Source organism: Paenarthrobacter sp. 10N417 (assembly GCF_056394745.1).
The window spans coordinates 123,507-148,695 of the sequence record NZ_JBFTIL010000008.1 but is presented as its reverse complement, the minus strand read 5'-3'; the positions used below and the strand labels follow the sequence as shown (position 1 = coordinate 148,695).

22 protein-coding genes and 2 pseudogenes are annotated in these 25,189 nt (G+C 60.2%); 20 read left to right on the top strand and 4 right to left on the bottom strand.

Annotated elements, in window-relative coordinates; translation table 11 throughout:
- Positions 1–44: 44 nt before the first annotated feature.
- Positions 45–868 (top strand): annotated as a pseudogene (locus tag AC1DCM_RS12625) (IS3 family transposase); the annotation flags it as partial.
- A gap of 8 nt (positions 869–876) precedes the next feature.
- The gene (locus tag AC1DCM_RS12620; RefSeq protein ID WP_477518517.1) at positions 877–948 is read left to right on the top strand and encodes a hypothetical protein; all 72 of its coding nucleotides are present in this window, start codon (positions 877–879) and stop codon (positions 946–948) included.
- 103 nt (positions 949–1,051) lie between these two features.
- On the opposite strand, the gene AC1DCM_RS12615 is transcribed toward AC1DCM_RS12620, so the two are convergent.
- Positions 1,052–1,645: a TetR family transcriptional regulator gene (locus AC1DCM_RS12615; RefSeq protein ID WP_477518462.1), complete on the bottom strand. Its 594-nt coding sequence runs from the start codon at positions 1,643–1,645 to the stop codon at positions 1,052–1,054.
- 129 nt (positions 1,646–1,774) lie between these two features.
- On the opposite strand from AC1DCM_RS12615, the gene AC1DCM_RS12610 reads away from it, so the two are divergent.
- Both AC1DCM_RS12610 and AC1DCM_RS12605 read left to right on the top strand, forming a co-directional pair.
- The gene (locus tag AC1DCM_RS12610) at positions 1,775–2,800 is read left to right on the top strand and encodes a type 1 glutamine amidotransferase family protein (protein ID WP_477518461.1); all 1,026 of its coding nucleotides are present in this window, start codon (positions 1,775–1,777) and stop codon (positions 2,798–2,800) included.
- A 93-nt stretch (positions 2,801–2,893) separates the two neighbouring features.
- Positions 2,894–3,826 carry an NADP-dependent oxidoreductase gene (locus AC1DCM_RS12605; RefSeq protein ID WP_477518460.1) on the top strand — a complete coding sequence of 311 codons (933 nt, stop codon included), beginning with the start codon at positions 2,894–2,896 and terminating at the stop codon, positions 3,824–3,826.
- 880 nt (positions 3,827–4,706) lie between these two features.
- Here AC1DCM_RS12605 and AC1DCM_RS12600 read toward each other — a convergent pair.
- The 3 genes from AC1DCM_RS12600 to AC1DCM_RS12590 form a co-directional block, all read right to left on the bottom strand.
- A complete protein-coding gene (locus AC1DCM_RS12600; RefSeq protein ID WP_477518459.1) occupies positions 4,707–4,919 on the bottom strand; it encodes a hypothetical protein in 213 nt (70 codons plus the stop codon).
- A gap of 1,679 nt (positions 4,920–6,598) precedes the next feature.
- Positions 6,599–7,009 (bottom strand): heme-degrading domain-containing protein, encoded by a 411-nt coding sequence (locus AC1DCM_RS12595; protein ID WP_477518458.1) that lies wholly within the window; start codon positions 7,007–7,009, stop codon positions 6,599–6,601.
- 41 nt (positions 7,010–7,050) lie between these two features.
- Entirely contained in the window at positions 7,051–8,277 is a 1,227-nt protein-coding gene (locus tag AC1DCM_RS12590; RefSeq protein WP_477518457.1) for an ROK family transcriptional regulator, read from the bottom strand.
- 274 nt (positions 8,278–8,551) lie between these two features.
- On the opposite strand from AC1DCM_RS12590, the gene AC1DCM_RS12585 reads away from it, so the two are divergent.
- The 16 genes and pseudogenes from AC1DCM_RS12585 (at position 8,552) to AC1DCM_RS12510 (ending at position 25,172) form a co-directional block, all read left to right on the top strand.
- Positions 8,552–9,874, top strand: coding sequence for an ABC transporter substrate-binding protein (locus AC1DCM_RS12585; RefSeq protein WP_477518456.1), 1,323 nt, complete (start codon positions 8,552–8,554; stop codon positions 9,872–9,874).
- A 12-nt stretch (positions 9,875–9,886) separates the two neighbouring features.
- Positions 9,887–10,849, top strand: coding sequence for a carbohydrate ABC transporter permease (locus AC1DCM_RS12580; RefSeq protein WP_477518455.1), 963 nt, complete (start codon positions 9,887–9,889; stop codon positions 10,847–10,849).
- The gene (locus tag AC1DCM_RS12575) at positions 10,849–11,742 is read left to right on the top strand and encodes a carbohydrate ABC transporter permease (RefSeq protein WP_477518454.1); all 894 of its coding nucleotides are present in this window, start codon (positions 10,849–10,851) and stop codon (positions 11,740–11,742) included. Before AC1DCM_RS12580 ends, AC1DCM_RS12575 begins: the two co-directional genes overlap by 1 nt.
- Before the next feature lie 116 nt (positions 11,743–11,858).
- Positions 11,859–12,605, top strand: a complete 747-nt coding sequence (locus tag AC1DCM_RS12570; RefSeq protein WP_477518453.1) for a sugar phosphate isomerase/epimerase family protein — start codon at positions 11,859–11,861, stop codon at positions 12,603–12,605.
- On the top strand, positions 12,602–13,729 hold the full coding sequence (locus tag AC1DCM_RS12565) for a Gfo/Idh/MocA family protein (protein ID WP_477518452.1): 1,128 nt from the start codon (positions 12,602–12,604) through the stop codon (positions 13,727–13,729). The genes AC1DCM_RS12570 and AC1DCM_RS12565 overlap by 4 nt, the downstream gene beginning before the upstream one ends.
- Positions 13,730–13,763: 34 nt before the next feature.
- Complete coding sequence (locus AC1DCM_RS12560) at positions 13,764–14,939, top strand: Gfo/Idh/MocA family protein (RefSeq protein ID WP_477518451.1); 1,176 nt, start codon at positions 13,764–13,766, stop codon at positions 14,937–14,939.
- A gap of 30 nt (positions 14,940–14,969) precedes the next feature.
- Positions 14,970–15,965 carry a sugar phosphate isomerase/epimerase family protein gene (locus AC1DCM_RS12555; RefSeq protein ID WP_477518450.1) on the top strand — a complete coding sequence of 332 codons (996 nt, stop codon included), beginning with the start codon at positions 14,970–14,972 and terminating at the stop codon, positions 15,963–15,965.
- 10 nt (positions 15,966–15,975) lie between these two features.
- On the top strand, positions 15,976–16,206 hold the full coding sequence (locus AC1DCM_RS12550) for a hypothetical protein (protein WP_477518449.1): 231 nt from the start codon (positions 15,976–15,978) through the stop codon (positions 16,204–16,206).
- On the top strand, positions 16,196–17,086 hold the full coding sequence (locus AC1DCM_RS12545) for a 3-keto-disaccharide hydrolase (RefSeq protein ID WP_477518448.1): 891 nt from the start codon (positions 16,196–16,198) through the stop codon (positions 17,084–17,086). Before AC1DCM_RS12550 ends, AC1DCM_RS12545 begins: the two co-directional genes overlap by 11 nt.
- A gap of 8 nt (positions 17,087–17,094) precedes the next feature.
- Complete coding sequence (locus AC1DCM_RS12540; protein WP_477518447.1) at positions 17,095–18,015, top strand: TolB family protein; 921 nt, start codon at positions 17,095–17,097, stop codon at positions 18,013–18,015.
- Positions 18,012–19,042, top strand: a pseudogene (locus AC1DCM_RS12535) (Gfo/Idh/MocA family protein). The gene AC1DCM_RS12540 and the pseudogene AC1DCM_RS12535 overlap by 4 nt, the downstream one beginning before the upstream one ends.
- Positions 19,043–19,419: 377 nt before the next feature.
- Positions 19,420–20,580 (top strand): sugar ABC transporter substrate-binding protein, encoded by a 1,161-nt coding sequence (locus tag AC1DCM_RS12530; RefSeq protein ID WP_477518446.1) that lies wholly within the window; start codon positions 19,420–19,422, stop codon positions 20,578–20,580.
- Between the two features lie 98 nt (positions 20,581–20,678).
- Positions 20,679–22,259 carry a sugar ABC transporter ATP-binding protein gene (locus tag AC1DCM_RS12525; RefSeq protein WP_477518445.1) on the top strand — a complete coding sequence of 527 codons (1,581 nt, stop codon included), beginning with the start codon at positions 20,679–20,681 and terminating at the stop codon, positions 22,257–22,259.
- On the top strand, positions 22,252–23,295 hold the full coding sequence (locus AC1DCM_RS12520; protein ID WP_477518444.1) for an ABC transporter permease: 1,044 nt from the start codon (positions 22,252–22,254) through the stop codon (positions 23,293–23,295). The genes AC1DCM_RS12525 and AC1DCM_RS12520 overlap by 8 nt, the downstream gene beginning before the upstream one ends.
- Positions 23,292–23,882 carry a cupin domain-containing protein gene (locus AC1DCM_RS12515; protein ID WP_477518443.1) on the top strand — a complete coding sequence of 197 codons (591 nt, stop codon included), beginning with the start codon at positions 23,292–23,294 and terminating at the stop codon, positions 23,880–23,882. The genes AC1DCM_RS12520 and AC1DCM_RS12515 overlap by 4 nt, the downstream gene beginning before the upstream one ends.
- A gap of 93 nt (positions 23,883–23,975) precedes the next feature.
- Positions 23,976–25,172 (top strand): serine hydrolase domain-containing protein, encoded by a 1,197-nt coding sequence (locus tag AC1DCM_RS12510; RefSeq protein ID WP_477518442.1) that lies wholly within the window; start codon positions 23,976–23,978, stop codon positions 25,170–25,172.
- Positions 25,173–25,189: the final 17 nt, after the last annotated feature.

The window sequence follows — 25,189 nt, the reverse complement described above, 5'->3', positions numbered from 1 at the left end:
ACTCCTTGACCTAACGAGCTGGCGCTCGTGGAAGGATGCTGACCATGCCCACGGCTTATGGGGCGCAGTTCCGCCAAGATGTTATTGATGTGGCCCGCAAGGGTGAGGCGCCGCAGGCGCAGATTGCGAAGGATTTTGGGCTTTCGGTCACGACGTTGAAGCTCTGAATTGCCATCGCTGAACGTAAGGAGTCCGGGGACGGTCCGGCTCTAGCGGAGTCGGCTGAGCTGCGGGAGTGGAAGAAGTGTAACCGTTTATTGGAGCAGGATAATGAGAATCTGTGCCGGGCTGCCGCGTATTTGGCGAGGGACATCAACCCAAGATCTACCCGCTGGTCACGGATCTTGCCACCGAGGGTGTTCCCGTGGCGGTGACCTGCAGGTGTTGAAGTTCAGCAAACAACGCTATTACCGGTGGAGAGCCTGCCCGGTGACGGAACGCGACTGGATCGAGGCGCACCTCGTCAACGCCGCCCTGGATATCCATCCCGAACATCCGGCTTTCGGGTACCGTTTCATCACTGACGAGCTCCCGGAGAACGGCATCACGGCGGGCGAGAACAGGGTCCAGCGCTTATGCAGGGACCACGGCATCTGGTCCGTGTTCTCGAAGAAGCGTGGCCTGAACGGCAGACCCGGGCCGCCCGTTCATGATGACCTGGTGGAGCGGGACTTCACTGCAGCGGCGCCGAACGAAGAGTGACTGACCGACATTACCGAACATTCCACCGCAGAGGGGAAGCTATCTCTGCGCGGTGAAAGATGTCTATTCCGGGAGGATCGTTGGGTACTCGATGGACGCGCGGATGAATTCCTCGCTACTGCCGAGGCGGGCTGCCCGTCCTGCGGTGTCATCAGTGCGCGGGTCCATTCCCGCATGCCTCAACGACTGCGTGACATCCCCCTCGCTGCGCCGGTCGAAGTGGTGTGGGCCAAGCAGAGATTCTAATAGCCACGAACCTCAGCGGACCGAAAAGTCCCGCGGATGATCAGTCCGTATCAGCTCGGATGGGGCCGCGGTGCCGGGGAACTCGATCGGCACGTGGTCTCCCTCAAGCAGCGTCTGTGACCGCGGCGAACGTGTCCGTCAAGACGTCTCTGAATCGCTCTTCACCGCCCCCCGCAGCCCACTCCGAGAGTGCGACGTCGAGACAGGCCAACGCGGCACTCGCCAAGGTCAAAGACTTTCTCCGTCGAGCGATAACGGAGGCGTGCAGTCGGGTTTCGATCTCCGGCCCGAGCAACTGTGCCCATGTGAAGTGCTTTTCGATGTTTCGGGCGCGAAGCGCCGGCGTCGCTTGGATGACTCGGAGGACGAGTAACCACTGCTCGCGAGCCAGATCGACGGAATCGGCGCTCTGCAAGAACGCTGCGTGCAATGCGCTCCACGCATGCACGTCCCGGGGCACCAGCGCCAGCGCATCACGAAGCACGATGCCGTTTTCCATGATCTCCGTGAAAACGACGTCTTCCTTCGTTGCGAAGTGTCGGAAGAAAGTGCGCCGCGAGATGCCGGCAGCTTCTGCGATCTCGTCCACAGTGACCGCCGCGAAACCCCTCTCATCGAACAGCGCCAGCGCAACCTCGGCTATGCCTTGGCGAAGAGCATCGCGGGCTCGTTGACGTGCATCGACAATCACAACCATGCTCACATCATATCAGTCGTGACACTCCGTGCCATTTAATGACTAAGAGTATGTTTTTACATTTTATGGCACTCGGTGCCATTATGTGTCTATGATGCCATTTGTAGACAACGAGAGCAGGAGCAAAGAATGTCGGAAGCTATGCGCCGGAAGGCGCTCATCATCATCTCGTCGGCGCACGACCTCAGAATCGCGGAGCCGGCGCATGTAGGTTCAATATCGACGGGATTCTTTCTCGTCGAGCTCGCGGAGATCCTGCGGACGTTCGGCGACGAGTACGATTTCACCTTCGCAACCCCGGATGGGCTGGCTCCACAGCTTGATATCAACGGCATCGCCCTTGCCATGCATGCCGGGTCCGCCTTCGGGCTGACCATCGGTCTGACGATGATCGAGCAGGCAGGACGGAAGCCCAACATCCAGGGCCTGCGTCGCAGGCACCGAGGACTCGCGGAGCGGCGCGAGCGCGAGGTGCGCCTCCTCGAGCAACATCTCGGCGGCATCCCTGTATCCCGTATCCTTCCGAACACTGAACCGGAGCTTGTTGAGTACCGCGTTGAACTCGTCGAGAGACTAAACAACCTTCCGGCCACACCGTTCGCGTCGCTCGCAACGATCGTGCAACGACACCGAGACCCCTCGGACGCGTTCAATCTGGCTCAGTTCGACTTCGTGCATGTACCCGGCGGTCACGCTCCGATGGCAGATCTAACATGGGACGCATGGCTCGGTGAAACCTTGCATGTTATGCGCGAGAATGGCGGCGTGATCTCGCTCATCTGCCATGGGCCGGTCGCGCTAGCATCGACCTGGTGGCGCGTTGATGAGGACGGCGAACCGTATCGTCTCGTTGAGAATGCATTCACCGCGGCGAAGGTCACAGTCGCAGACAAGCGCTCTGAGCTGATCGCATTCACAGTGAGCTATCCGCGCGTTCCCGGTGAACGGAGTCGCCCCACGGCCTACGCGGACGAAATTCTCCGCGATGCGGGGTTCTCTCTCGCCGGAACGATCAACCCCACCTCAGCACGCGCAGTCTACGACAGCGAACTGCGCGTACTCACAGGCAACGGACCCCAGGCGATCGATATTCAGACTTCGCGGTTGAGTCAGGCACTCGTAGGTATTAGAGAGGGTCTCGCGGCTACGCGCTGAGAAAAAGCAAAAGAAATCTGCGCACTGCCCAGCTACGCATGGGCAGCGCGAGTCAATAATCAACGAAATCATCGACAATAGAAGGAAACAATTATGCGCGCAGTCATCTACCGTTCGGTGGGCACTCTCGACGATATCCGCGTCGAGGAAGTCCCAACCCCGGAGCCGGGTTATGCTGAAGTGAGGATCAAGGTACAGGCAGCCGCCCTGAATCCGACCGACATCGCAGCCTGGAGCGGGCGGTTTCCGGCACCGCCGGAAGGCGACTTCTTCGGGATCGGCTGGGATATTGCCGGTGTCGTTGACGCCCCCGGACCAGGAACAGTGTGGCAACCAGGTCAAGCGGTGATCGCAATCAGCGCTGGTGCCGTGGCCAAGCACAGGGCGCAAGCCGAGTACGTCATCGTACCGAGCCACGCACTCGCCCTCGCCCCGGAAGGCATCGACCCGACAGCAGCATCCACTATCCCCCTCAACGGACTCACCGCGGCGCAGTCCGTCGAGCTGCTCGGGCTCGAGCCGGGAAGCACTGTTCTGGTCACCGGCGGCCAGGGCGCCGTGGGAGCGTACGCCATTCAGATCGCGAAGCGACGGGGCGCGACCGTTATCGCATGTGGCCGATCGGCAGACGGTACATTCGCCACCGAGATCGCCGGCGCCGACGAGTACCTCATCTCCGACGACGCGCTCGTGGGCGCAATCCATAGCCGCTATCCGAATGGTGTTGACGGTGTCATCGATACCGCGATGCTCGGCGACCAGATCCTCGGTGCAGTCCGAGACGGGGGCACATTCGTCTCCACGCGTATCGACGCCATACCGCAATCCGAGCGCGGCATACGGGTCCGACTCACACAGATCGCCCCCGATGGCGCGATGCTCACGACCCTTTCGGACCTCGCCTCACGAGGAGAACTGGCACTCCGCGTCGCTGCGAGCTATCCACTAAATCAGGCCCGAGCCGCGCACGCTCACCTCGCTTCCGGGAAGGTGAGCGGTGGACGCATCGTGCTGACCGTCCCCTGACGAACAGCTGCGGAGCCGCAGCGGCCCTCCCGGATCCAATGACGGAGGCTACGAGGGCGTCGCGGAGCCGGCGGCGGCGGGTTGATCGTGCAAGGCGCGGCACCTTCGCCAACATCAGGCAGGCAGCCCGGAAAGCGGGCGCCAGAGTACGCCAACGACCTCCGAATAATCGGCTTAGCGTACTCTAACGTCCGTTTTCGCCGGCTACCCCAACCAAGGAAAGTGCCTTCTCCCCTACCCCACAAAGGAGCCGATAGCGGACGTCATAGCCTTGCGATATATCGCAAGGACCTTTCCGTTGTCCGATCTCACCATCGTTGTCAGTTTTTTCACCCAAACTGCCAGCCTCCAGGGTTTTACTCGCTTGGCCTCCTTATCGAGCGCCCCCGCTCAATAGCTCGCCGGTTGGCGCGCGAGAAAGCTGGGCACCGGCGCAGAAATGCTCGATGTCGGTACGAAAGAGGATAACGCGGGTCCCGCCCTATGACAGGTTCTAAATCGTTGAGGCAAGTTCATCGACCAGCTCGTATATGAAATTATTGCGGCCGTTGCCGAAGCTCACGACAGCTACAGGCGGGTGGGACCTACGTGTACGAATCGACCTCCACTGAGTCGGCGAAGTTTGCGATCTCCGTCACGTTGCGGCTAGACATCCGCTGAATCCAGGCGCCCCGGCGCGGCGATCAACGCAGTCCGCTCACGACCAACAATTTGCCAGGGTAAACCTGTAATTTGGTACTTCCCGAGGGCGGTGCCGTTTACCGCCTGGAACAGTCCGGCGCTTCGGACGAAGGCATCGTCAACCAACTCGGGCGCTGACAAGAAACCTGCATCAAGGAGGACCTTCGCAAGTTCATCCTGAACGGCCCTCCAGGACCTATTAGTTCGCCCTTCCGGAAGTCTTAGGGATCCATCGGGCCGCCACCTCTTCAAATCGTGTGACTTCGTCGGCGTCCCGCGAGGTGACCGCGAGGAGCTGACCGGTGTCGGCCTGCCTGATGAAGAAGTCGCCTCCGATTTGCGGAGCGACATAAGCGGCTCCAGGGTCATGGCCGGCGAGTTCGGCGATCTGGAATGCGGAGAGCTCCGCCATTGAGATGTCGACTGCAACGCCGGACGACCTGTCGGACGACAGGGACCAAGCCAGCACTCTTTGGGAGACAGCGCGCAGCGGCCTCTGTCCGTCGTTTTCGTGCGCAGCTTGCTCGAAGCGATAGACCCAGGCGGCTGTGCTCGCCTCGAAAATGGCCGACTGCCGCCAGCGTGAGCATTTCCAGCGCTGCCCTTAGTTACGGTTGGTGCCGCGCATGGAAGAGGGCATTGGCCCCAGGACGTGGCCCTCAAGGCCGCGAAGAGAAGCCAACTGAAGGACGTGAAGGATCTCAGCCCCGGACGGCCCCCACACTCAGGGCATTAAGTCGATCGCGATACAAATTAGCTCCCGCTCCTTGCTGCTGCTGACTGGACTGCGAACACTCGACGGACAATTCTGTTTGTGCCAGCAGGTAATCAGGCAGCAGCCTCGCCAGACGATCGCGGTCGGAGTTCCAAAAACCACGCGAGGCGATGAATCGGTTCTTGGTCTCTTCGAAGTCAGCGTGGGGCGACGGAACATCAAGGAGCACACCTGCCTGAGCAAGCTCCTCCTCCAGGACCGGCACCGAGGTGCATCGGGCGTGATTGGCAAGGCCCACAAGGCTGATTAAGGTGTGTAGGATGCCTTCTTCGCTGGCCCCAGCAAGCCGGGCGCGGCCTACCTGGCGCACTATAGCCTCACTGATCAGAGCGGAGGCTGTAGCGTGCATAGCTAGAAGAATCAGCTCCTGCATTCGCGGTGTGAGCGCCCCGGCTCCGAGCGGCACCGCCAATATTTTTCTGCCGCCTCGTAAACGCTTGGCGTAAGCTCCCGGATTCGTCGTGGAACCGACGCTTCGGCGAAGGCCCCCTATAAGGCAGGCGACATCGACCTGAACTATGAGAATTTGGCAATAGCCGGAGACAATCGACTTTCGATTGTCGCTTACTATGCAGAACCCGGGACCTCGGCCCACGACGGGCTCCGTCTGCTGTCATCGCTGGCAGCGCAGGTGCATGGAACTGCCAGATCCAAGCTCTGACGGGTTAGACAGCCGCGAACCGTCATAGTTTTGCGGTTCAGGCTGCACGACTTTCGTTTACCCAGGCGTTCCGAATTGTCACTTGCCGGAGGCTGCGTTTAATGCGCAGACTCATCAGCGCAGCGGCGCAAGTGATCACTGCCGCGATCGCGAAGCATAATTGAACGCCGTCCACGAATACGGCTGCGGTCGATGCCAACAGCCCGAAGATCGCAATTGCCAGCGCTCCGCCGACTTGCCGGAATGTGTTGAGTACGGCGCTTGCTATCCCAGCCTGCTCGGCGTCGACACTGGACAATAGAATTCCAGTCAACGGAGGCACTGCAACCGAGCCCACTGAGCCCCAGTTGTGAGGCCTTCTCCTCTGCCGTCGCGATCTCATTAACTCGAAGTGCCATAGTCACGACACCTGTTGTCAGAACGGCAACCCAGGCTGCAAACTGCGCAAACCAGTATACGAACATAAACAGCGGAGATACCGGTGGTTGGGGCGTTTGGCGCTTTAGCGTGATGAGGGCATGACCGGAGAACGGCGCCCGGTATGGACGTCAAGGACTACCCGAAATGGCCAAAGGTTCCGCAATTGGTGCCGAGACTCCGTGGCCCAGGTAAAACAGTGTTTAGGGTATGCGAGGTCCGGAGGACGGAGAGGCAATTACTGGGCCAGTGCCCAGCAAGCAAGGTCGTGATCCTCAGAGGATTCCAGTCCAGAGACTGCTATAACTCCAACCAGTGACCCCCGCACAAAAATGGGGACAGCGCCGCCAGCCAACGCATAGTCTGCGGGCGACACCCCAAACCAGGTGAAGAAATCCAGTCCTAACTCACCGAACTTCTTGTGAGCTTCACTTGAGGAGCAACCGAACCGACGAACCGAATTGGCCTTGCGCTCAATCCATGCATCGTTGTCGGCACTCGTGCCTTCGTTGGCGCAATGGAACACCCGCTGCTCCCCCATCCAGATACCTATGGTTATCGGCAACTCCTCATCAATGCACCGCTGCACAAGTGATGCGCCAATGCGCCAGGCGTCCCTGAGACTGAAAGAGTCCAATGTTGTACTCATATCTACTGCCTTTTCTGTTATTCGTTTGAGGTGCGGAGCGGCTAGCCGGCCAGAGCTTCCCCTGAGAGTGCTTCCTCCAGAACGCTCGGAGATAGAACGTGCTCCGTAACCATCCGGCTTGCCCCGAGGATGGCCGCACGAGAGCCCGCCTTGCTAAGTCCAATGCGGAGTTGAGAGGTGGCCAGAGGAGGAGACCTCCGATAAACCACCTCGCGTATACCCGCCACCAAATGTTCCCCGGACTCGCCAACGCTTCCTCCAACCACGATCATGGAGGGGTTGAGCAGATTGACCGCCGAAGCAAGGACGTCGCCTATATCCCGACCAGCTTGTCGCAGGGCCTGAATGGCCAACTGATTTCCGTTAGCTGCCGCCAGGAGGACATCATGTCCTCCTTCAAAGTCCTGCCCCTGTTCCTTGAGGAAACGTGCAATGGCCGGACCGGAGGCCAGCGCCTCCAGGCATCCATAGTTGCCGCACATGCAAAGGACCGAATCACCGCGAGGCACCCTGACGTGACCTAAGTCGCCTGCGGTCCCATTGGCGCCCCGCTGGAGCTGCCCGCTGGAGATGATGCCTGATCCGATGCCGGTGGCCACCTTGATGAACAGCAAATCCTTGTGCTCTGGCCAGTGGGCTGCGCGCTCCCCTAGGGCCATGATGTTCACGTCGTTGTCCACCAATACCGGCAGGGACAGAGCCATGGATTCACAGACGTACCTAACCACGTTGAACCCATCCCAACCAGGCATGATTGGGGGCCTCACGGGGGTACCAGTTGCGTGTTCCACTGGGCCCGGAAGGCCGATCCCTATGCCAGCCAACTCTTCAGCATTGCGTTGAACAACCGCCAACAACTCCTTGATTCGGGCTGTTACCTCTGCGAGGACAACTTCAGGACCGTCCGATACTTTTTGTTCCCATCGGCACTCTGCGAGCACTCTTCCGTTGAGGTCCGTCACCGCGGCGATCACATGAGTGGCCCCGACATCGACCGCAACAACTACTCGTGCCGACGGAATGAACGCAAAGCGGGAGGGCGGCCTTCCACCGCTAGACGCTGCGTCCCCTGCGGGCCCGACCAGCCCTGACCTCATAAGAGTCTCGATTCGTGAAGCAACCGTGGAACGGGCCAAACCGGAAGTCAGGGCGAGTTCGGCTCGGGTACGCGCCTTGCCGTCGCGCAGAACCTGGAAAAGGTCCCCCGTGCGGTACACGGCGCCGAGGCCGGCGTCTTTCGGTAGTGACGTGCTCAAATCCGATGTCATGTGCACCAGAGATAGCACCTCAGACTTCAATCTGTCACAAAAATAGAAGTCTGATCTGTCACATACATCTTTTGCTTGACCTTCGACAGAAGTTCGGCCATGATTCTCATTTAGGGATAGGCGTTCGAAAATCCGGACGGCTCGCCATGGTCGAGCGCATCGTTTCATTCCCGACCTTGAGACTCAATCCATTCGCTCAAAGTCAGACTTTCACTACTCAACGTTGAGACAAGGCCCCTACCACTCCGAGGTGGGCGGCCCGAAAGGAATCATCATGAATGTTCAGCCCACAGCCAAAAGAGTCTTCTCCCGCCGCGGTTTCCTCGGATTGTCGGCAGCTGCCGCCTCAGCTCCGCTGCTGGTCGCTTGCGGCGGCGGGTCCGCCTCTCAAGGAGGAGGAGCCGCGGGTGGTTCCATCAAGTTCTGGGATATGCCGTGGGGCAGACCCGCCTACAACGACACGGCGAAGACCTTGGCCGAAGGCTTTTCCGGCGCGAACAACGCCAAGGCCAACTACCAGATCATCCAGTGGAACAACTTTTACCAAACCTTCTCATCGGCCGTTGCGTCCAAGACAGGCCCTGCTGTATCGACCGGTGGCGGTTTTCAGGCCTTCCAGTTCGAGCAGCAGGGGCAGATCGCTTACGCGGACAAGGTCATTGAGAAGCTGAAGGCCAATGGACAGTTCGACGATTTCCTCCCCGGCGTGGTCGAGCCCTTCAAAACCGCCAAAGGCTACGTCGCTGTGCCCTGGATGTTGGACGTCCGCCCGCTGTGGTACCGCAAGTCCCTGTTTGACAAGGCAGGCGTCGCGGTTCCGACCGACTGGGCATCTTTGCTTGAGGCCGGCAAGAAGATGAAGGGCATCGGAGCGACTGGTTTCGCGACGGGCGCTGGTTCCGGAAACAATATGGGCAACCACCTGATGATGTTGATGATGCTCAACAACGGTGGCGGCGTCTTCAACAAGGACGGCGAGTTGGACGTCATGAATGACCGTAACGTCGAAGCTGTCGAATTCATGTTTGAACTCGTTTCGAACGGTGTCATCGACCCTGCTGCTGTCAGCTACACCCAGGATAATCTCGACTCCCAATGGAAGGGAGGCAAAGCCGCCTTCGGTATGTATGCCTTGGGTGTTCCGGAGCGCGTGGGCGACACGTCCGGCGACCTTTTGGTTGCGAGCCCCATCGCCGGTCCGCATGGCGACAAGGCAGCCCTGGTCTTCCCGAACAACATCATGATGTACACCAACACGCCGTCGCAGGAAGCCTCCGAAGAGTTCGTGGTCTACTACCTGGGCAAGCTCAAGGAACTCTGGCAGAAGAAACTGATGAACGCACTGCCCGTGTTCAAGTCCATTACAGAGACACCCGAGTTTTCCAGTAATGCCAACAACGTCAAGATCGTCAACGAATACGTTCCTATCGCCAAGACGTTCGCTGCACAGGGCACAGCACTCAGTGCCGACCTGGCCGTCTTGGATGGCGGTCAGGCACTAAGCCAGTTCGCACAAACAGTCCTGACCGGCAAGTCCGATGCGAAATCTGCGCTGACAGCGTTCGAATCGGGCCTCAAGTCCGTGCTGAAGAAGTAGGCGACCAGCGCCATGTCCTCCACTACAGCACTGTCCGGCCTTGCCCGGGCCCGCAAGGGGCTGGCACCCGGCGGGTCCGGGGGTGGGTCCGGGAATCGCAAGAGCAAGCTCTCCGCGCAGGCCTCCCGGACGTTCTTCTGGCTCCTGCTGCCCTCGGTCATCCTGCTCGTTCTGATCCACGGCTACCCGCTCTTCCAGGCCGGCATCCAGGCCACCCACGACGGTAACCTGATCCAAACCGGTGACTTCGTCGGGATCGAGAACTTCCAGAGAGTGCTGGCCTCGCCGGCGTTTTGGAAGGCAGCACAGTTCACGCTGCTGTTCACCATTGTTGGTGTCTTCGGTTCCTGGGCCGTCGGCCTGGGGCTGGCGTTGCTGCTCCGTACCAGGATCCCGGCAGGGGGCACCTTCAAGGTCCTGCTGCTCCTCCCCTGGGTGGTGCCGATCGTGGTCTCGTCCACCGCGTGGAACTGGCTCGTCGCCACGCCGGACAGCCTCATCCCGTCCATGTTCCGGGGCTTGGGCCTGGGAACCCCTTTGTTCCTGGCAGACCCCACCCTGGCAGCGGTCATGGTCATCGTCTTCAAAGTCTGGGGGTCGTTCCCCTTCATGATGATGATGACCTCCGCAGCCCTCGCCTCGGTGGACTCCACGGTTTACGAAGCTGCCAACATGGACGGCGCGAACCGTTTCCAGCAATTCATGCAAATCACCCTGCCGCTGATCGCCCGGTCCACCTACATCAGCTGGATTCTGATGACGATTTTCTGCGTCAACGACTTCCCCACCATCTACCTGCTCACCGGTGGCGGACCTGTTGACGCCACCACGTCCCTGGTTGTCCTGGCCTACCGCACCGTATTCCAAGACTTCGCTACCGGCCCCGGCGTCGCCATCGCATTCCTCATGACCATCACACTGGTAGTCGTCTCGGTCATCCTGTACCGCCAAATCCGAAAGTCGAGCGTCGAATAATGAGCGGAGTACTCCACGCCCACCCCGAAACAGGCGCCGCCCTCGACGTCGCCACTACCGGCAAAGCGCGCCGCACGCTTTCCGAAGCCGGCATGCGCGGACGCTGGTGGCGGTTTGTCCTGATCCTGGTCATCACCGCGATCGTCCTGGTCCCCATCATCGTCACCATCATCCTGGCCCTCACGCCGGGTCCGAACAGCACCACCACCGGACTGACCCTGGAGAACATTACCGGCGTCTTCTCCAAAACCCTCGCCGGAGTGTGGCTGCAAAACAGCCTCGTCACCACACTCTCCACCGTCCTCGTCGCCGTGGCCGTCGCCGCACCCGCCGGCTACGTCCTCTCCCGCGGCCGCTCCAAAGCAGTCTCCGGCTACTCCCTGCTCCTGTTCGTCATGCAGTCCCTGCCCATCATCACCTCCGTAGTCCCGCTGTTCAGCCTCTTCGCAGGCATGGGCCTGGTCGACAACCTGATGGGCATCACCATCATCTACGTCGGATCCACCATGACCGTGGCCACCTGGATGATGGCCGCCTACTTCGACTCCATCCCCATCAGTCTCGAAGAAGCCTCCTGGATCGATGGCTGCTCCGTCTTCGGATCCTTTACCAAAGTCGTCCTCCGCAACTCCCTGCCCGGCATCCTCTCCACCGCGATCTTCGCCTTCCTCCTCGCTTGGAACGACTACCTCGTAGCCATCGTCTTCCTCCGCTCCAACGAGATCTTCACCCTGCCCATGGGCGTCCAATCCTTCTTCCAACAAAACCTCACAGACTGGACCTCCGTGATGGCCCTCGCCGTCGTCATGATGCTCCCGCCGATCATCGTCTTCGCCACCCTGAACAAATACTTCAGCGTCGGCGGCATCGGCGGATCCCTCGCCGGCCGCTAGCCGGCATTCGAAGTCCCAATCCATCAACACCAGGAAAAGCTGCGTTGGCATGCTCAGGCGTAGTAGCGCCACATTGTGCCAAGTCCTTGCCTGGGTCCATTAATGAAAGAAGATCGATGCCCTACTCAGTACAGTTGTTCTCCCTGCGAAACGCCCTCGAGGAGGACCTGCCCGGAACCATCAGAAAGGTCGCCGAGATCGGCTTCACGCAGGTTGAGCCGTACAACTTCGTGGCCATGGCCAAGGAACTCGGTGCCGCATTGAAGGAGAACGGCCTCACTGCTCCCTCCGGCCACGCACCTCTGCTGAGCCAGGACCAGGACGAAATCTTCGCCGCCGCCAAGGAACTGGGCATCACCACCGTCATTGATCCGTTCCTTCCCGCGGAGCACTGGCAGGATGCCGCAACCATCCAGGCCACCGCTGCCAAGCTCAACGCAGCGGCCAAGAAGGGCGCCGAATACGGCATCCGCGTCGGTTACCACAACCACGCCTGGGAGCTGGAGTCCACCATCGAGGGCAAGACCGCTTTGGAGTACTTCGAGGGATTGCTTGATCCGGAACTTGTCCTCGAGGTGGACACGTACTGGGTTGCCGTTGGCGGTCAGGACCCCGTTGAACTTCTGGCACGTATGGGTGACCGCGTGAAACTCATCCACATCAAGGACGGCCCGGCCAATACCGACACCAAGGCCCAGCAGCCGGCCGGCCAGGGAACCATTCCCGTGCTGGACGTCATCGCCGCGGCAAAGTCCCTGGAAGTCGGCGTCGTGGAGTTCGACGACTACTCCGGCGACATCTTCGACGGCATCAGCCAGAGCCTGGCCTTCCTCAACGCCGCGTCGGCAGGAGCGCGCGCATGAGCCCCGCCTTCTCCCCGTCGGAGCGCAAGGGCCCCGTCGGCGTCGCGGTCATCGGCGCCGGCAACATCAGCAAGCAGTACCTGGACAACCTCACCGTCTTCCCGGACCTGAAAGTCCTGGTCATCGCCGACCTCTTCGTCGAGGCCGCCGAGGCACGGGCCAAGGAATACGGGATCCTCGAATTCGGTACACCGGAGCTGGCCCTGAACCATCCCGACGTCGAAATCATCGTCAACCTGACCATCCCGGCGGCCCACGTCGAGGTTGCCACGGCCGCGGTCCATGCGGGCAAGCACGTCTGGACCGAGAAGCCGTTCTCCCTCGACCGAGAATCCGGACTGGGTCTGCTGAAGGCAGCGGACGCCGCCGGTATCCGCCTCGGCACCGCCCCGGACACCTTCCTGGGTGCCGGTTTACAGACCGCTCAAAGGGTCATTGAACGCGGCGACATCGGCACCCCGCTGACCGGCATGACCACGTTCCAAACGCACGGACCCGAATCATGGCACCCGAACCCCGCCTTCCTGTTCCAGCACGGCGCCGGTCCCCTGTTCGACATGGGTCCGTACTACCTCACCGCCCTGGTCCAGACCTTCGGATCGATCCGCAAGGTGGCCGCCGTGGGCTCCTCCACCAAAGCGACCCGGGTCATTGGTTCCGGACCCAAGGCCGGCGAGGAATTCGCCGTCGAGGTCCCCACGCATGTGTCCGCGATGGCGCAGTTCGAGGGCGGCCAGTCCAGCCACAGCATCTTCAGTTTCGAGTCCCCTCGCGAACGTCAAGGTTTTGTGGAGATCACCGGCTCGGAGGCTACGCTTTCGCTTCCGGATCCAAACCATTTCGACGGCGACCTGAAGCTCTGGCGTCCGGGCGTGGAAGAACCCGAAATCATCCCTGCCACCGGACCAGCCAACGGCCGCGGCCTAGGTGTCCTGGACATGGCCCGCGCCCTCCGCGCCGGCACCGCCCACCGCGCCACCGGCGATCTCGGCTACCACGTGCTGGACAGCATGGTCTCGATCGCGGAATCCGTGGAATCGGGCTCGTTCGTGGACGTCACCAGCAACGCACCCGCTCCGTCGGCAGTCCCTGAGGACTGGGCACCGGAAACAGCAACGCTCTAGCAGCTCGCAAGGCAGATAGAAAGAGAACAAGAACATGACCACCCCCGCCCACCCGTCTGACCACATGCTTTCCCGCGAGGGTAAGCACCCGTTGGGGGTTGCCGCCATCGGCTACGCCTTCATGGGGAAGGCCCACTCGAATGCGTGGCGGAACGTGGCCAGTTTCTTCGACGTCCCGGCTTTCGAGCAGAAAGTGCTCGTGGGCCGGGACGCCGGTGCCGTCGCGGAGGCCGCAGCCAAGTACGGCTGGGCCGAGTCCGCCACGGATTGGCGTTCTGTGATTGAACGGGACGACATCCACATCATCGATATCTGCGCGCCGGGCTGGATGCACGCCGAAGTCGCGATCGCCGCACTCGAAGCGGGCAAGCACGTCCTCGTGGAAAAGCCGCTCGCCAACACCCTGGGTGAGGCCGAGTTGATGACCGCAGCCGCCGCGAAAGCACGAGCCCAAGGCGTGCAGTCCATGATCGGCTTCAACTACCGCCGTGTTCCCGCCCTCGCCCTGGCACGCGAACTCATCGCCGAAGGGCGCCTCGGCACCATCCGCCATATCCGGGCTGCCTACCTGCAGGACTGGCTCAGCGACGCCGAGTCCCCCATGACCTGGCGGCTCCGCAAGGAAACCGCCGGCTCCGGCGCCCTGGGCGACATCGCCTCCCACGCCATCGACCAGATCCAATACCTCACAGGTGAATCTGCCATCGAAGTGACCGGTACTTTGCGGACGTTCGTCACCGAACGGCCGAGCCCCAACGGCCCGGAAGCGGTGACAGTGGACGACGCAGCTTGGGCGACCGTCGGCCTCACGGGCGACATCACCGCCTCAGTGGAAGCCTCCAGACTAGCCTCAGGACAGAAGAACAGCCTCCGCATCGAGGTTTATGGCTCTTCCGGATCGCTGACATTCGATCTGGAAAACCTCAATGAACTGATGTTCCTGGACGCCACGGCACCTATCCGCGAGCAGGGCTTCCGGCGGATCCTGGTCAACGAACCCGAACACCCCTATCTCGAAGCCTGGTGGCCGCAAGGCCACATCATCGGCTGGGAACACACCTTCACGCACCAAATCCGCGACTTCCTCCTCGCGATCCGCGACGGAAGCCAGCCGTCGCCGTCGTTCGACGACGGACTACAAACACAGCGTGTGCTGTCGGCCATCGAAGAATCGGCTGCTAATAAGAGCACCCTCACGCCGGTCGCATAGTGAACCAAACATCGAAAGTAGGAGCCTGACATGCCCCGCCCGTACACCCTGTTCACCGGCCAGTGGGCCGACCTCCCGTTCGAGGAAGTCGCGCGCCTGGCCTCCGGCTGGGGATACGACGGCCTCGAGATCGCCGTCTCCGGGGACCACCTGGACGCCTGGCGCTGGGACGAACCCGGCTACATCGACTCCAAACTCGAAATCCTGGACAAGTACAACCTCAAGGTCTGGGCCATCTCCAACCACCTCAAGGGCCAGGCCGTCTGCGATGACCCCATCGACTTCCGCCACGAAGCCATCGTCGGCGCCAGGGTCTGGGGCGACGGCGACCCCGAAGGCGTCCGCCAACGCGCCGCCGAGGAAATGAAGCACACCGCCCGGCTCGCCAAGGCACTCGGCGTGGACACCGTGGTCGGGTTCACCGGCTCCTCCATCTGGCAATACGTGGCCATGTTCCCGCCAGTCCCCGAAAAGGTCATCGATGCCGGCTACCAGGACTTCGCCGACCGCTGGAACCCCATCCTGGACGTCTTCGACGAATGCGGCGTCCGCTTCGCCCACGAAGTCCACCCCTCCGAAATCGCCTACGACTACTGGACCACCGTCCGCACCCTCGAAGCCATCGGCCACCGCGAAGCCTTCGGGCTGAACTGGGACCCCTCCCACTTCATGTGGCAAGGCATCGACCCCGTCTCCTTCATCTGGGACTTCAAAGACCGGATCTACCACGTGGACTGCAAAGACACCAAGATCCGCCAAACCGGCCGAAACACCGTCCTCGGCTCCCACCTGCCCTGGGGCGACCCCCGCCGCGGCTGGGACTTCGTCTCCGCCGGACGCGGCGACGTCCCCTGGGAAGCCTCCTTCCGCGCCCTCACCGCGATCGGCTACAACGGCCCCATCTCCATCGAATGGGAAGACGCCGGCATGGACCGACTCCACGGCGCCCCCGAAGCCCTCGCCGCGCTGAAAAAGTTCGACTTCCCCGCCTCCCAAACGTCCTTCGACGCCGCCTTCAGCAGCTAGAGGTATAAGCATGGCAACTGACTTCGAAATAGCCTTCACAGCCACTCCTCGCGCAGGAATGGAGCGAAAACTGGATGCTGCCCATGAAGAAGCGACGAAACAGGCGCTTCGCTTAGGGAAGCAGGGCATCATTACCCGCCATAGTGACTACGACTTCACGGTAGCCCTCACGGAGAGCGTGCCGTTCGGTACCACCCGTGAGCGCTACGCGCAAGAGACAGGAACCCTTCATGATGCCTAAAGAAGTCGGCTATAAGAGCCTGTTCAATGGCGAGAACCTAACTGGCTGGCGATCGGTCCCCCGGGTCTATGGAACGTCATACCCTGGCGGTCCGAAGGTTCTCGAACTATTTGACAGCCGTGGGATTGCCAGGCCAGTTGAGCCGGAGAAGCACCCCGCGCATTGGTTCGTTGAAGACGGCGTGCTGATTGGTGAACAAGAATTCCCTGGCAGTGGCTATGGTGGCTACCTGGTGAGCGAGCAGGCCTTCGGTGACTTCGAACTGGTGCTGGAGATGCGGCATGACTGGCCCGCGGACACCGGCGTGATGGTCCGCAGGCAACGCGACAGCTGGGAAGGCTTCCAGGTCTTGGTGGACCACCGCCCCTCCGGCGGCATCGGGGGCTTCTTCGGCAACGGCCTGGCAAGTTTCTCGGCCGTTCCGTTCGCCGTCGACGTTGCGACTGACGCCGAGGGCCGCCCTAGCGGCCTCATTCCTGATAACCCGGCAACTTCAGTGGAGCCTGTTACGGAAGAAAAGCGTGCCCGACTCAACTACGCGGCCGACGTCGAGGATTTCCTCAATGCCTGGCGCTGGAACGACTGGAACGAACTGCGGATCCGCTGCGTCGGAGCCCTGCCGGTCATCACTACGTGGGTCAATGGCCTAAAGATCGCCGAACTGGAGACCGCCACGCTTGACTCGCCCGACTATGACCCCCAAGCCGTCCTCGCCGTCCTCGGCGACCGTGGGCATATAGCCCTGGAAGTCCACGACAACGACTCTATGTTCGGCGAAGCACGCTGGGGCCGAGGCGCGCAGTGCCGCTGGCGGAACGTGCGCATCAAGGAACTAGCCGGAGCATCGGTGATGAGCACCAAACCGAATTCGAACGAGTAGGACAACGCATGACCGACGCAAAGCCCGAAGTCGTCATCAAGCCTCGTGAACTGCGACAAGGCCAACGGTGCGAAGTTTGGGTCGCCTCCCCCGATTCCGCCGAGCCGCGGCTGGTCTTCGAAAGTGCCGACACCCTGCTGGAGGCTCCCAATTGGACCCTTGACGGCAAGTCGCTGATCCTGAACGGAGCTGGGAACCTCTGGAACCTTGATGTTCATTCCGGGGTCCTCCAGCAGATACCTGTTGTCGGCATCCCCGACCTGAACAACGATCATGTTCTGGCACCGGACGGGACAAGCATCTATCTGTCCGCGAATGACGGGCACATCTACTTCGTACCGCTTGCGGGCGGCATGGCACGGCGGGTAACCGCCGAGGACGGAGCCTTTCATTTCCTCCACGGTGTCAGCCCGGACGGCGAGGAGTTGGCGTACGTCGCCATAGACGCGACTGACTTCAAGCTGCCAGGCCGGCTCATGAGGGTGTCGTCCGACGGCGGTGCTGCCGCAGGGATTGACGTCGGACCAGGCCACTGCGACGGGCCAGAGTACTCTCCTGATGGGAAGTGGCTGTACCTGAACACTGAATCGTTCTCAAACGCTCCCGGACATGCCCAGCTTGCCCGTATCCGTCTTGACGGAACAGACTTCGAGCAAGTGCTCGATAGCGACACCGTGGACTGGTTCCCGCATGTCTCCCCCGACGGGCTCTACGCGAGCTACCTTCGGTTCCCCACCGGAACCGAAGGCCACCCGGCGGACCTGCCGGTCGCCGTCGTACTCGTTTCAACGGACGACTGGCAAACTCCGTTGCACACCTGGTCCGTGTTTGGCGGCCAAGGGACGATCAACGTAAACAGTTGGTCACCGGATTCCACGTGTTTGGCCTTCGTGGCCTATCCACTCGACAACATTTCTACCGACGACTGAAGGAGAACCATGCCCACACTTCTACGCGCACCCTCCGATGGGGAATACTTGGCACCGGACTTATCGCCGGGATACAGACGAAAGATCTCATCGAGAACGGCTTCACAGTTCAGGCTGTAGGCTCCCGCAATCTGGCATCGAGTAAAACCTTCAGTGCTGAGCACGGCATTGCAACCGCGCATGGCAGTTACGAGTCGCTGGTGGCCGATCCCGAGGTGGATATCGTCTACGTCGCCACTCCTCATGTCTTCCACAACGCCAACGCCATGCTTGCCCTCAAAGCGGGCAAGCACGTCCTTGTCGAGAAACCGTTCACGGTCAACGCCAACGAAGCTTGGGCACTCGCCAACTTGGCTGAGAGCAAGGGACTGGTGGTTCTCGAGGCAATGTGGACGCGCTTTCTTCCTCACATGGTCCGGCTCCGTGAGTTGATTCAATCCGGTGACAAAGGCGAGGTGCGGAAGGTGACTGCGGATCACAACCAGTCCTTGCCTACGGACCCTTCACATCGGCTCAACGACCATGCCCTCGGCGGCGGTGCGCTATTGGACCTGGGGATCTACCCGTATCCTGCGCTGTTGATCTCCTCGGCACCCCTTCGGAGATCCGCGCCGACGCAGCCATGACGCCCACCGGAGTCGACCGACAAACCTCCGTCATTTTCTCCTACAACGGCGGCCAACAGGCGATCTTGGACTGCTCACTGGATTGCGCGGGGCCGAACCGCGCCGCAATGCTGGGCACCAAGGGATGGGTCGCCATCGACTCGGTTTGGTACGGCGCAACTACCTTTACAAGGTACGACTCCTCGGGGAATGTCGTAGAACGCTTTGATGAGCCGGTGAAAAGCCGCGGGATGCAGTTTCAAGCTGCCGAATTGGAACGCCTGGTTCTCGATGAGGTGACGGCCGGCACCATACTTCCGCCGTTCGAAAGCGTCGCAGTCATGATGGTCATGGACGACATACGCCGCCAAACAGGCCTCGTGTACGACGCAGATCACCGGGTCTCAATTTCCACCGCTTGAAAGCCTGCTCACCAAACACCGTTCTTTAGCGGTCCCGCCGTACAGGAGCGCCCAGGCGGGAGCAGTGTATTGGACCGCTCCACGAGTTTGGATCATGGCCGCAGCATATATCGGACGGAACGTAACAATCGGCTTAGCGGATTACGAGTATCCACATGATTGATAGCATCCATCAAGTGGATTTTCACAATCCGCTTGGATGAACCTCTCTTGCGACAAAAACTACACCCGAAAGCGCTTGTGCTTGCAAGAGAGCTGGGTTACAGTTTGGATCGTAATGGCGTACAGTGGTTCATAATTCCGAACGAATTCAGTTCGTAACGGGAGACTCGACTAACGACACGTCCCTTTCTGTTTTTTCGACAAGGAGGCTCGCGATGGCGCGAAGCTATTCTCGGGGTATCACAGCATTTATCGTCGGGGTCACCCTGTCCTCGATGGTGCTCACCGGCTGCGACTCAAGCAGTCCCGGCGCATCTGCGGGAGGTACGCAAGCCGCATCCTCTCCTGAGCTCGAAGCCGTATTCAAAGGCAACGAAGGAACTCCACCCGTCACTTCACCGCCGCCGGCAAAGGGCAAAAGCGTTTGGTGGATTTCTTGTGGTCAGCAAACCCAATCGTGTGCCTCATACGCTGCCGCCGGCGAGGCTGCCGCCAAGGCTCTTGGGTGGGACTTCCATCTCGCCGACGGCAACCTGAACCAGGCAAACGGCTATGCGACTGCCATGCGCACAGCCTTGGCCGCCCGCCCGGACGCCATTATTCAAGACGCTTTCTCCTGCACAACTGTTCAACCTGAACTGCAGCAGGCGAAGGAACTCGGGGTACCCGTGCTCGGATTGGAGACTTTGGACTGTTCGGATGCCGGAACCGGACCCTCGCTGTTCTCGATTCCGATGATCTACAGCGAGACCTATCCCGATAACAAAGCCTGGTGGACTGGCTGGGGCGCATGGTCTGCGAAGTTCCTAGCGGCTGATTCCGGTGGCACCGCCAAGGTAATCACATCGATGGGGCAAGGAGACCCACAGTTTGACTTGCTGAACGGTGGTTTCAAGAGCGAGCTTGCGAAGTGCTCCGGATGCTCCATTGCCACTGACGCCTCATGGACAGTCACAGATCTGGCACCCAACGGCCCTTGGGTCACGGCACTGCGGAATGCCCTCATTAAATACCCGGATGCCAACTACGTCTGGTGGCCTTTCGACACGAACGGCGTTGACGCCGGCGGTGCGAAGGCCGTCTTGCAGGGCGGCAGCAAACCCAAGGTCGTCTCTGGCATCGGTACGGCCCCCGCACTTGACTTGGTCCGATCCGGGCAGATGCACGCTGAAGGTGTTGCGCGTTCATCTGAGTGGCTCTCCTGGGCCGCCATGGACCAAGTGAACCGACACTTCAACAAGCAGCCGTCAGTCCCGCAAGGCGTCGGGTTCATTTCCATCGATAAGAACCACAACATGCCTGAGCAATCAGGCGAGGGATACAAAACAGCCGTTCCATTCGAACAGCTCTACAAGAAGGCCTGGGGAGTCGGCTAACAGTGGTCAGGCTTAGCAACAATCGGTCGAACCCCGGATGGGGCGGCGCAGCCAGCGCCGGCCCGTCCGGTGCCGACGAAGTGATTGGAACAAACGAAGTGACTGAACCCCTTGCAGTACGCGTCCAGGAAACTCAAACGGCGTCTACCGAAGTTCCCCACGCATTGGTTATCAAGGGGCTTTCAAAAGTATTTCCCGGGACTCAGGCGCTAAAGGACATCGATCTTGACGTCCGTTACGGTGAGGTACACGCTTTGTGCGGAGGAAATGGCTGCGGAAAGTCCACGCTGATCAAGATCCTCTCTGGGTTTGGCCCAGCCGACGCCGGGACCGTAAAAATCGGTGGCCACGAGCTCGAAGCCTCTGACCTTGACGCGAAAACTTCGTACGAGCTTGGTTTCCGGGTTGTTCATCAAGATCCGCCACTGTACCCGGATCTGAGCGTCGCCGAAAACATTGCCCTGGGTGCCCGCTACCCGACCACTCCAACCGGACGGGTCTCGTGGCGCAAGGTCAAGCAAAGGGCTGAGGAACTGATACAGCGCTATAGCATCCAGACAACTGCGGAGACACTCGTCCGTGATCTCCCAGTGTCGGTCCGGACGCAAGTTGCCATAGCGACGGCTCTGCAGGACGTCGATTCCAAGCCCTGCGTAGTAGCGCTCGACGAGCCAACCGCCGCGCTGCCCGCCGCCGAAGTCCAGGTGCTTCTCGCAGCCATGCGCAGCCTTGCGGCATTCGGTCACGCAATCCTATTCGTCAGCCACCGTTTGGACGAGGTTCTCGCGGTAACTGATCGGGTTACAGTCATGCGCGATGGACGCGTTTATAGGGACCACCGCACCAGTAGCCTGACCGAAGCCGAACTCATTGAGTCGATCGTGGGACGGACTGCAGCGGAACTTAAACCGCACCGCTCGGAAGCCGCAGCATCCGGCGACCCCATTTTGACCGTTACGAACTTGGGAGCAGGTCCGGTTCGGCAAGTGACGTTTGAGGTCCGTCCGGGAGAAGTCCTTGGAGTGGCAGGGCTGCTCGGCTCTGGTCGCACGGAACTACTGCGGGCAATATATGGCGGCCTGAAGAAGGATGAAGGTGAGATCAAGTTGAAAGGCAGCGTGGCCAAATTCAACAGCATGGATCAAGCCATCCGGGCCGGAGTGGTCATGATTCCTGAAGATCGACCCCGCGCAGGGGCATTCCTGGATATGACGGTCGATGAAAACATGGATGTCTCTGTATTGGGCCGATACTGGAAGGGCCTCGGATTCCGGCGCGAGTCAATGCGCCGAGATGCCGAAGTCCTGCGCACGAGATTTGGCGTGAAGGCGGCTTCGGGATCAGCTCCCATGAGGACACTGTCCGGGGGCAACCAGCAGAAGGCCATTCTGGCTCGATGGTTGCGCCGTGAGGAGACCTCTATTCTTTTGCTGGATGAGCCCACGCAGGGTGTGGACGTGGGGGCACGCTCTGATATCTACGCTCTCGTCCGTCAGGTGACAGCAAACGGAGCCGCCGCGATTGTAGTCACCTCTGACTTTGAGGAACTTGCCCAGTTTGTCGACAGGGCCGTGATTCTGCGAAACGGACGGCTAATCGCCTCCGTCCCCGGTGATGAGCTAACAGCCCACCGCCTAAACGAACTCGTCCACATGAAAAGTGGGGATAACAATGACTAGTACATCCGAGCGCGCAACTGAGCGAACCATCGCAGTCAACCGCAACGTTAGAAGCTACCTGGAGAAGGCAGGGTTACCAGGCTTCCTGGTACTACTTATCTCTCTATTCGCACTGATGCCCAGCACGGGGGAGCATTTCCGCTCCCTGCCAAATATCCAAAACGTGCTTGGCTACCAGTCAGTGACGGGGTTGATAGCTCTTGCCATGGTGATACCGTTGGTCGCCGGCTACTTCGACCTCTCCGTCGCGGCCGTCGCCGGGCTGTCCAATGTGGCAGTCGCCAGCCTCGTTTCCCAGCATGGTCAACCCGTTTTTGTAGGCATCATTGCTGGAGTTCTGGTTGGCTTGCTGGCGGGTGCCATAAATGCAGTCCTCGTCGCGGGGGCGAATTTGGATCCGTTCATTGCGACGCTGGGAACATATATATTCTGGTCCGGAGCCTTGGCCCTCTATACCGGCGGGCAAACCATCTCCAGTAACATCCCGCTGGACTTTTCGCTATGGACCACACAGAGACTGCTGGGTATTCCCCTTCCTTTCTGGCTCCTCCTCGTGGTTGCTGTTGCCGTCTGGTACTTCCTGAACCAAGTGCCGTTTGGCAGGAAACTGGCAGCAATAGGCAGCAACGAGCTCGCTGCGCAACTTGCTGGTATACGTACCCGCCGGGCCGTGGCCTTGACCTATATCCTGGCCGGAGCCCTGGCCGGCGTGGCCGGTGCACTCTTGACATCCACCAATGGCGGCGGCGACGCCACCAGCGCCATCTCCTACCTGTTCCCGGCCCTTGCAGCCGTCTTTCTCGGCAGGACTGCCATTCGCCCGGGACACTACAACGTGTGGGGAACGATGTTCGGATTGTTCCTCGTAGCGGTCGCCGTCAACGGATTTACCCTCCTGGGCGTTGCGAGCAGCGTGACACAAATGTTCAACGGCGCGGCCCTCATCGTCAGTGTGGCCGTGGCCACCCTCAGTGTGAAGGCCCGCGAAAGAAAGGCAAGAGAGATGCAATATCAAAGTTTGAGGGCATCGGCATGAGCGCGGATATATCGGGCGCATCTGAAACAGCTGACAATCCCATACCCGTCGTATCACTCCCCCGGCGGGTGGTGACAGGAGAACGTGCCGACGGACGGTCCATTATCAGTTCCGATGAGATTGTCACCGACTGGACACATCGGCCCACGGGGCTTTCTGTCACGGAGATTTGGAGGGCTGACGCCCTCCCAGTCAAAGCCAGCGCCGACACCTCAGGTCAGCCAGGGGTGATTGCTGCCCCCGCCGCCTCCGGGTTGGCCGTCCGTTTTGCGGTTTTCCCGCCAGACCAGCAAATCAATGCGGAGGGCATGGCCGAATACGAAGCATCAATGAAAGACCTCTACGGCGACCAAGGAACCAAGCATCCGGGCAATGAGATAGAGGGAATGCACCGCACAGATACCGTCGACATCCTCACAGTCGTTGAAGGTGAGATCTGGGCACTCATGGATGAAGGGGAAACATTGCTCCGGAAAGGCGACTGCATGGTGCAACGGGCCACGCGGCATGCGTGGAGAAACCGATCCGACCGTCCGTGCACGTTGGTCGTCGTCGTTCTGCCCGCATCGCTCGCGCCAACAACATAAGCGGTCCCGTCCGGCCCTTGAAGCGGACCTTCCTTCGTTGCATGGAAGCTCCAAGCAGTAGAAACAACGAAGTTTTATTGAAAGGACGTAATCATGTCGCGCTTGGACAAAGTTGTCGACTACGCAGTAGAACGCGATGTAGCACCATTCGTCGTTGCAATGGTCGCTGGCCGCGACGGCATAAAGTGGGAGCACAGCGCCGGTCGCGCTAACACCACCCATCTAGCCAGCCCAGATACTATCTTCGGCCTATTTTCCATGACGAAGGCTATCGGCAGCCTGATGGCAATCATGGCGGTGGACCGGGGATTGATCACCATGGACACACCCGTTGGTGATGTGCTTCCTGATTTTGACCGACTCCAGGTTTTGGAAGCAATGACACCGGAAGGACCCCGGTACAGGAAACCGAAAATCCGGGCGACTCTTCGGCACTTACTGACACATACCAGCGGGATGGGCTATGAGGCCTTCTACCCGTTGATGGCTGAATACGCACGGGTGACCGGCGCCCCATCGGACGTGACTGGAACCTTGGAGTCACTGAATTATCCGCTGCTGTTTGAACCTGGTGAAGGTTTTGCTTACGGCGTATCAACTGATTGGGTGGGTGCTCTCGTTTCGAAGCTCGATGGGCGACGTATCGAACAGTTCGTGCAGGAAGAGATCCTGGATCCGCTGGGTATGACGAGCACCTTCTTCGAGCGGACGCAAACTGGAGATCGCCTTGCAAACCTCGTCCTCAAACGTGAGGACGGAAGCTTTGAAGCCCACGAAGCGTTTCCAGCGCCGAATCCCGAAATTTACCATATGGGAAACGCCCTGTACGGCAGCGCGCGCGACTATATGTCTTTCCTTCAGCTTGTTCTGAACCGCGGTGTGCACAACGGCGAACGTCTTGTAGGCGAAGCCGCCGTGCAGCTGATGTTCGACAACCAACTGGGTGCGGTGACGCTTCCAACGCCCGTCCTCAAGTCGTATATTCCGAACATCTCTTACGACGTCGAACCGTGCCCTGGCCTACGAAAGACTCACACTGCTGCATTCTTCCGCACCGAAGACGCAATCCCGGGTATGCGCGCTGCAGGTTCGCTGACATGGGCTGGGGTGTTGAACACCCACTACTGGATTGATCCGGATCGTGACATAGCCGTCCTCTTCATGACGCAGATGATGCCTTTTTGCGATCCCGATTTCATGACGTGCTTCCAAGACTTCGAGAGAGCGGTATGTGACGAATTTCCTGCGCAGTCCCAAGAGTTTCAATCAGCCCATCACTCAGCAGGTTGATCACGGCCAGCCAAYAC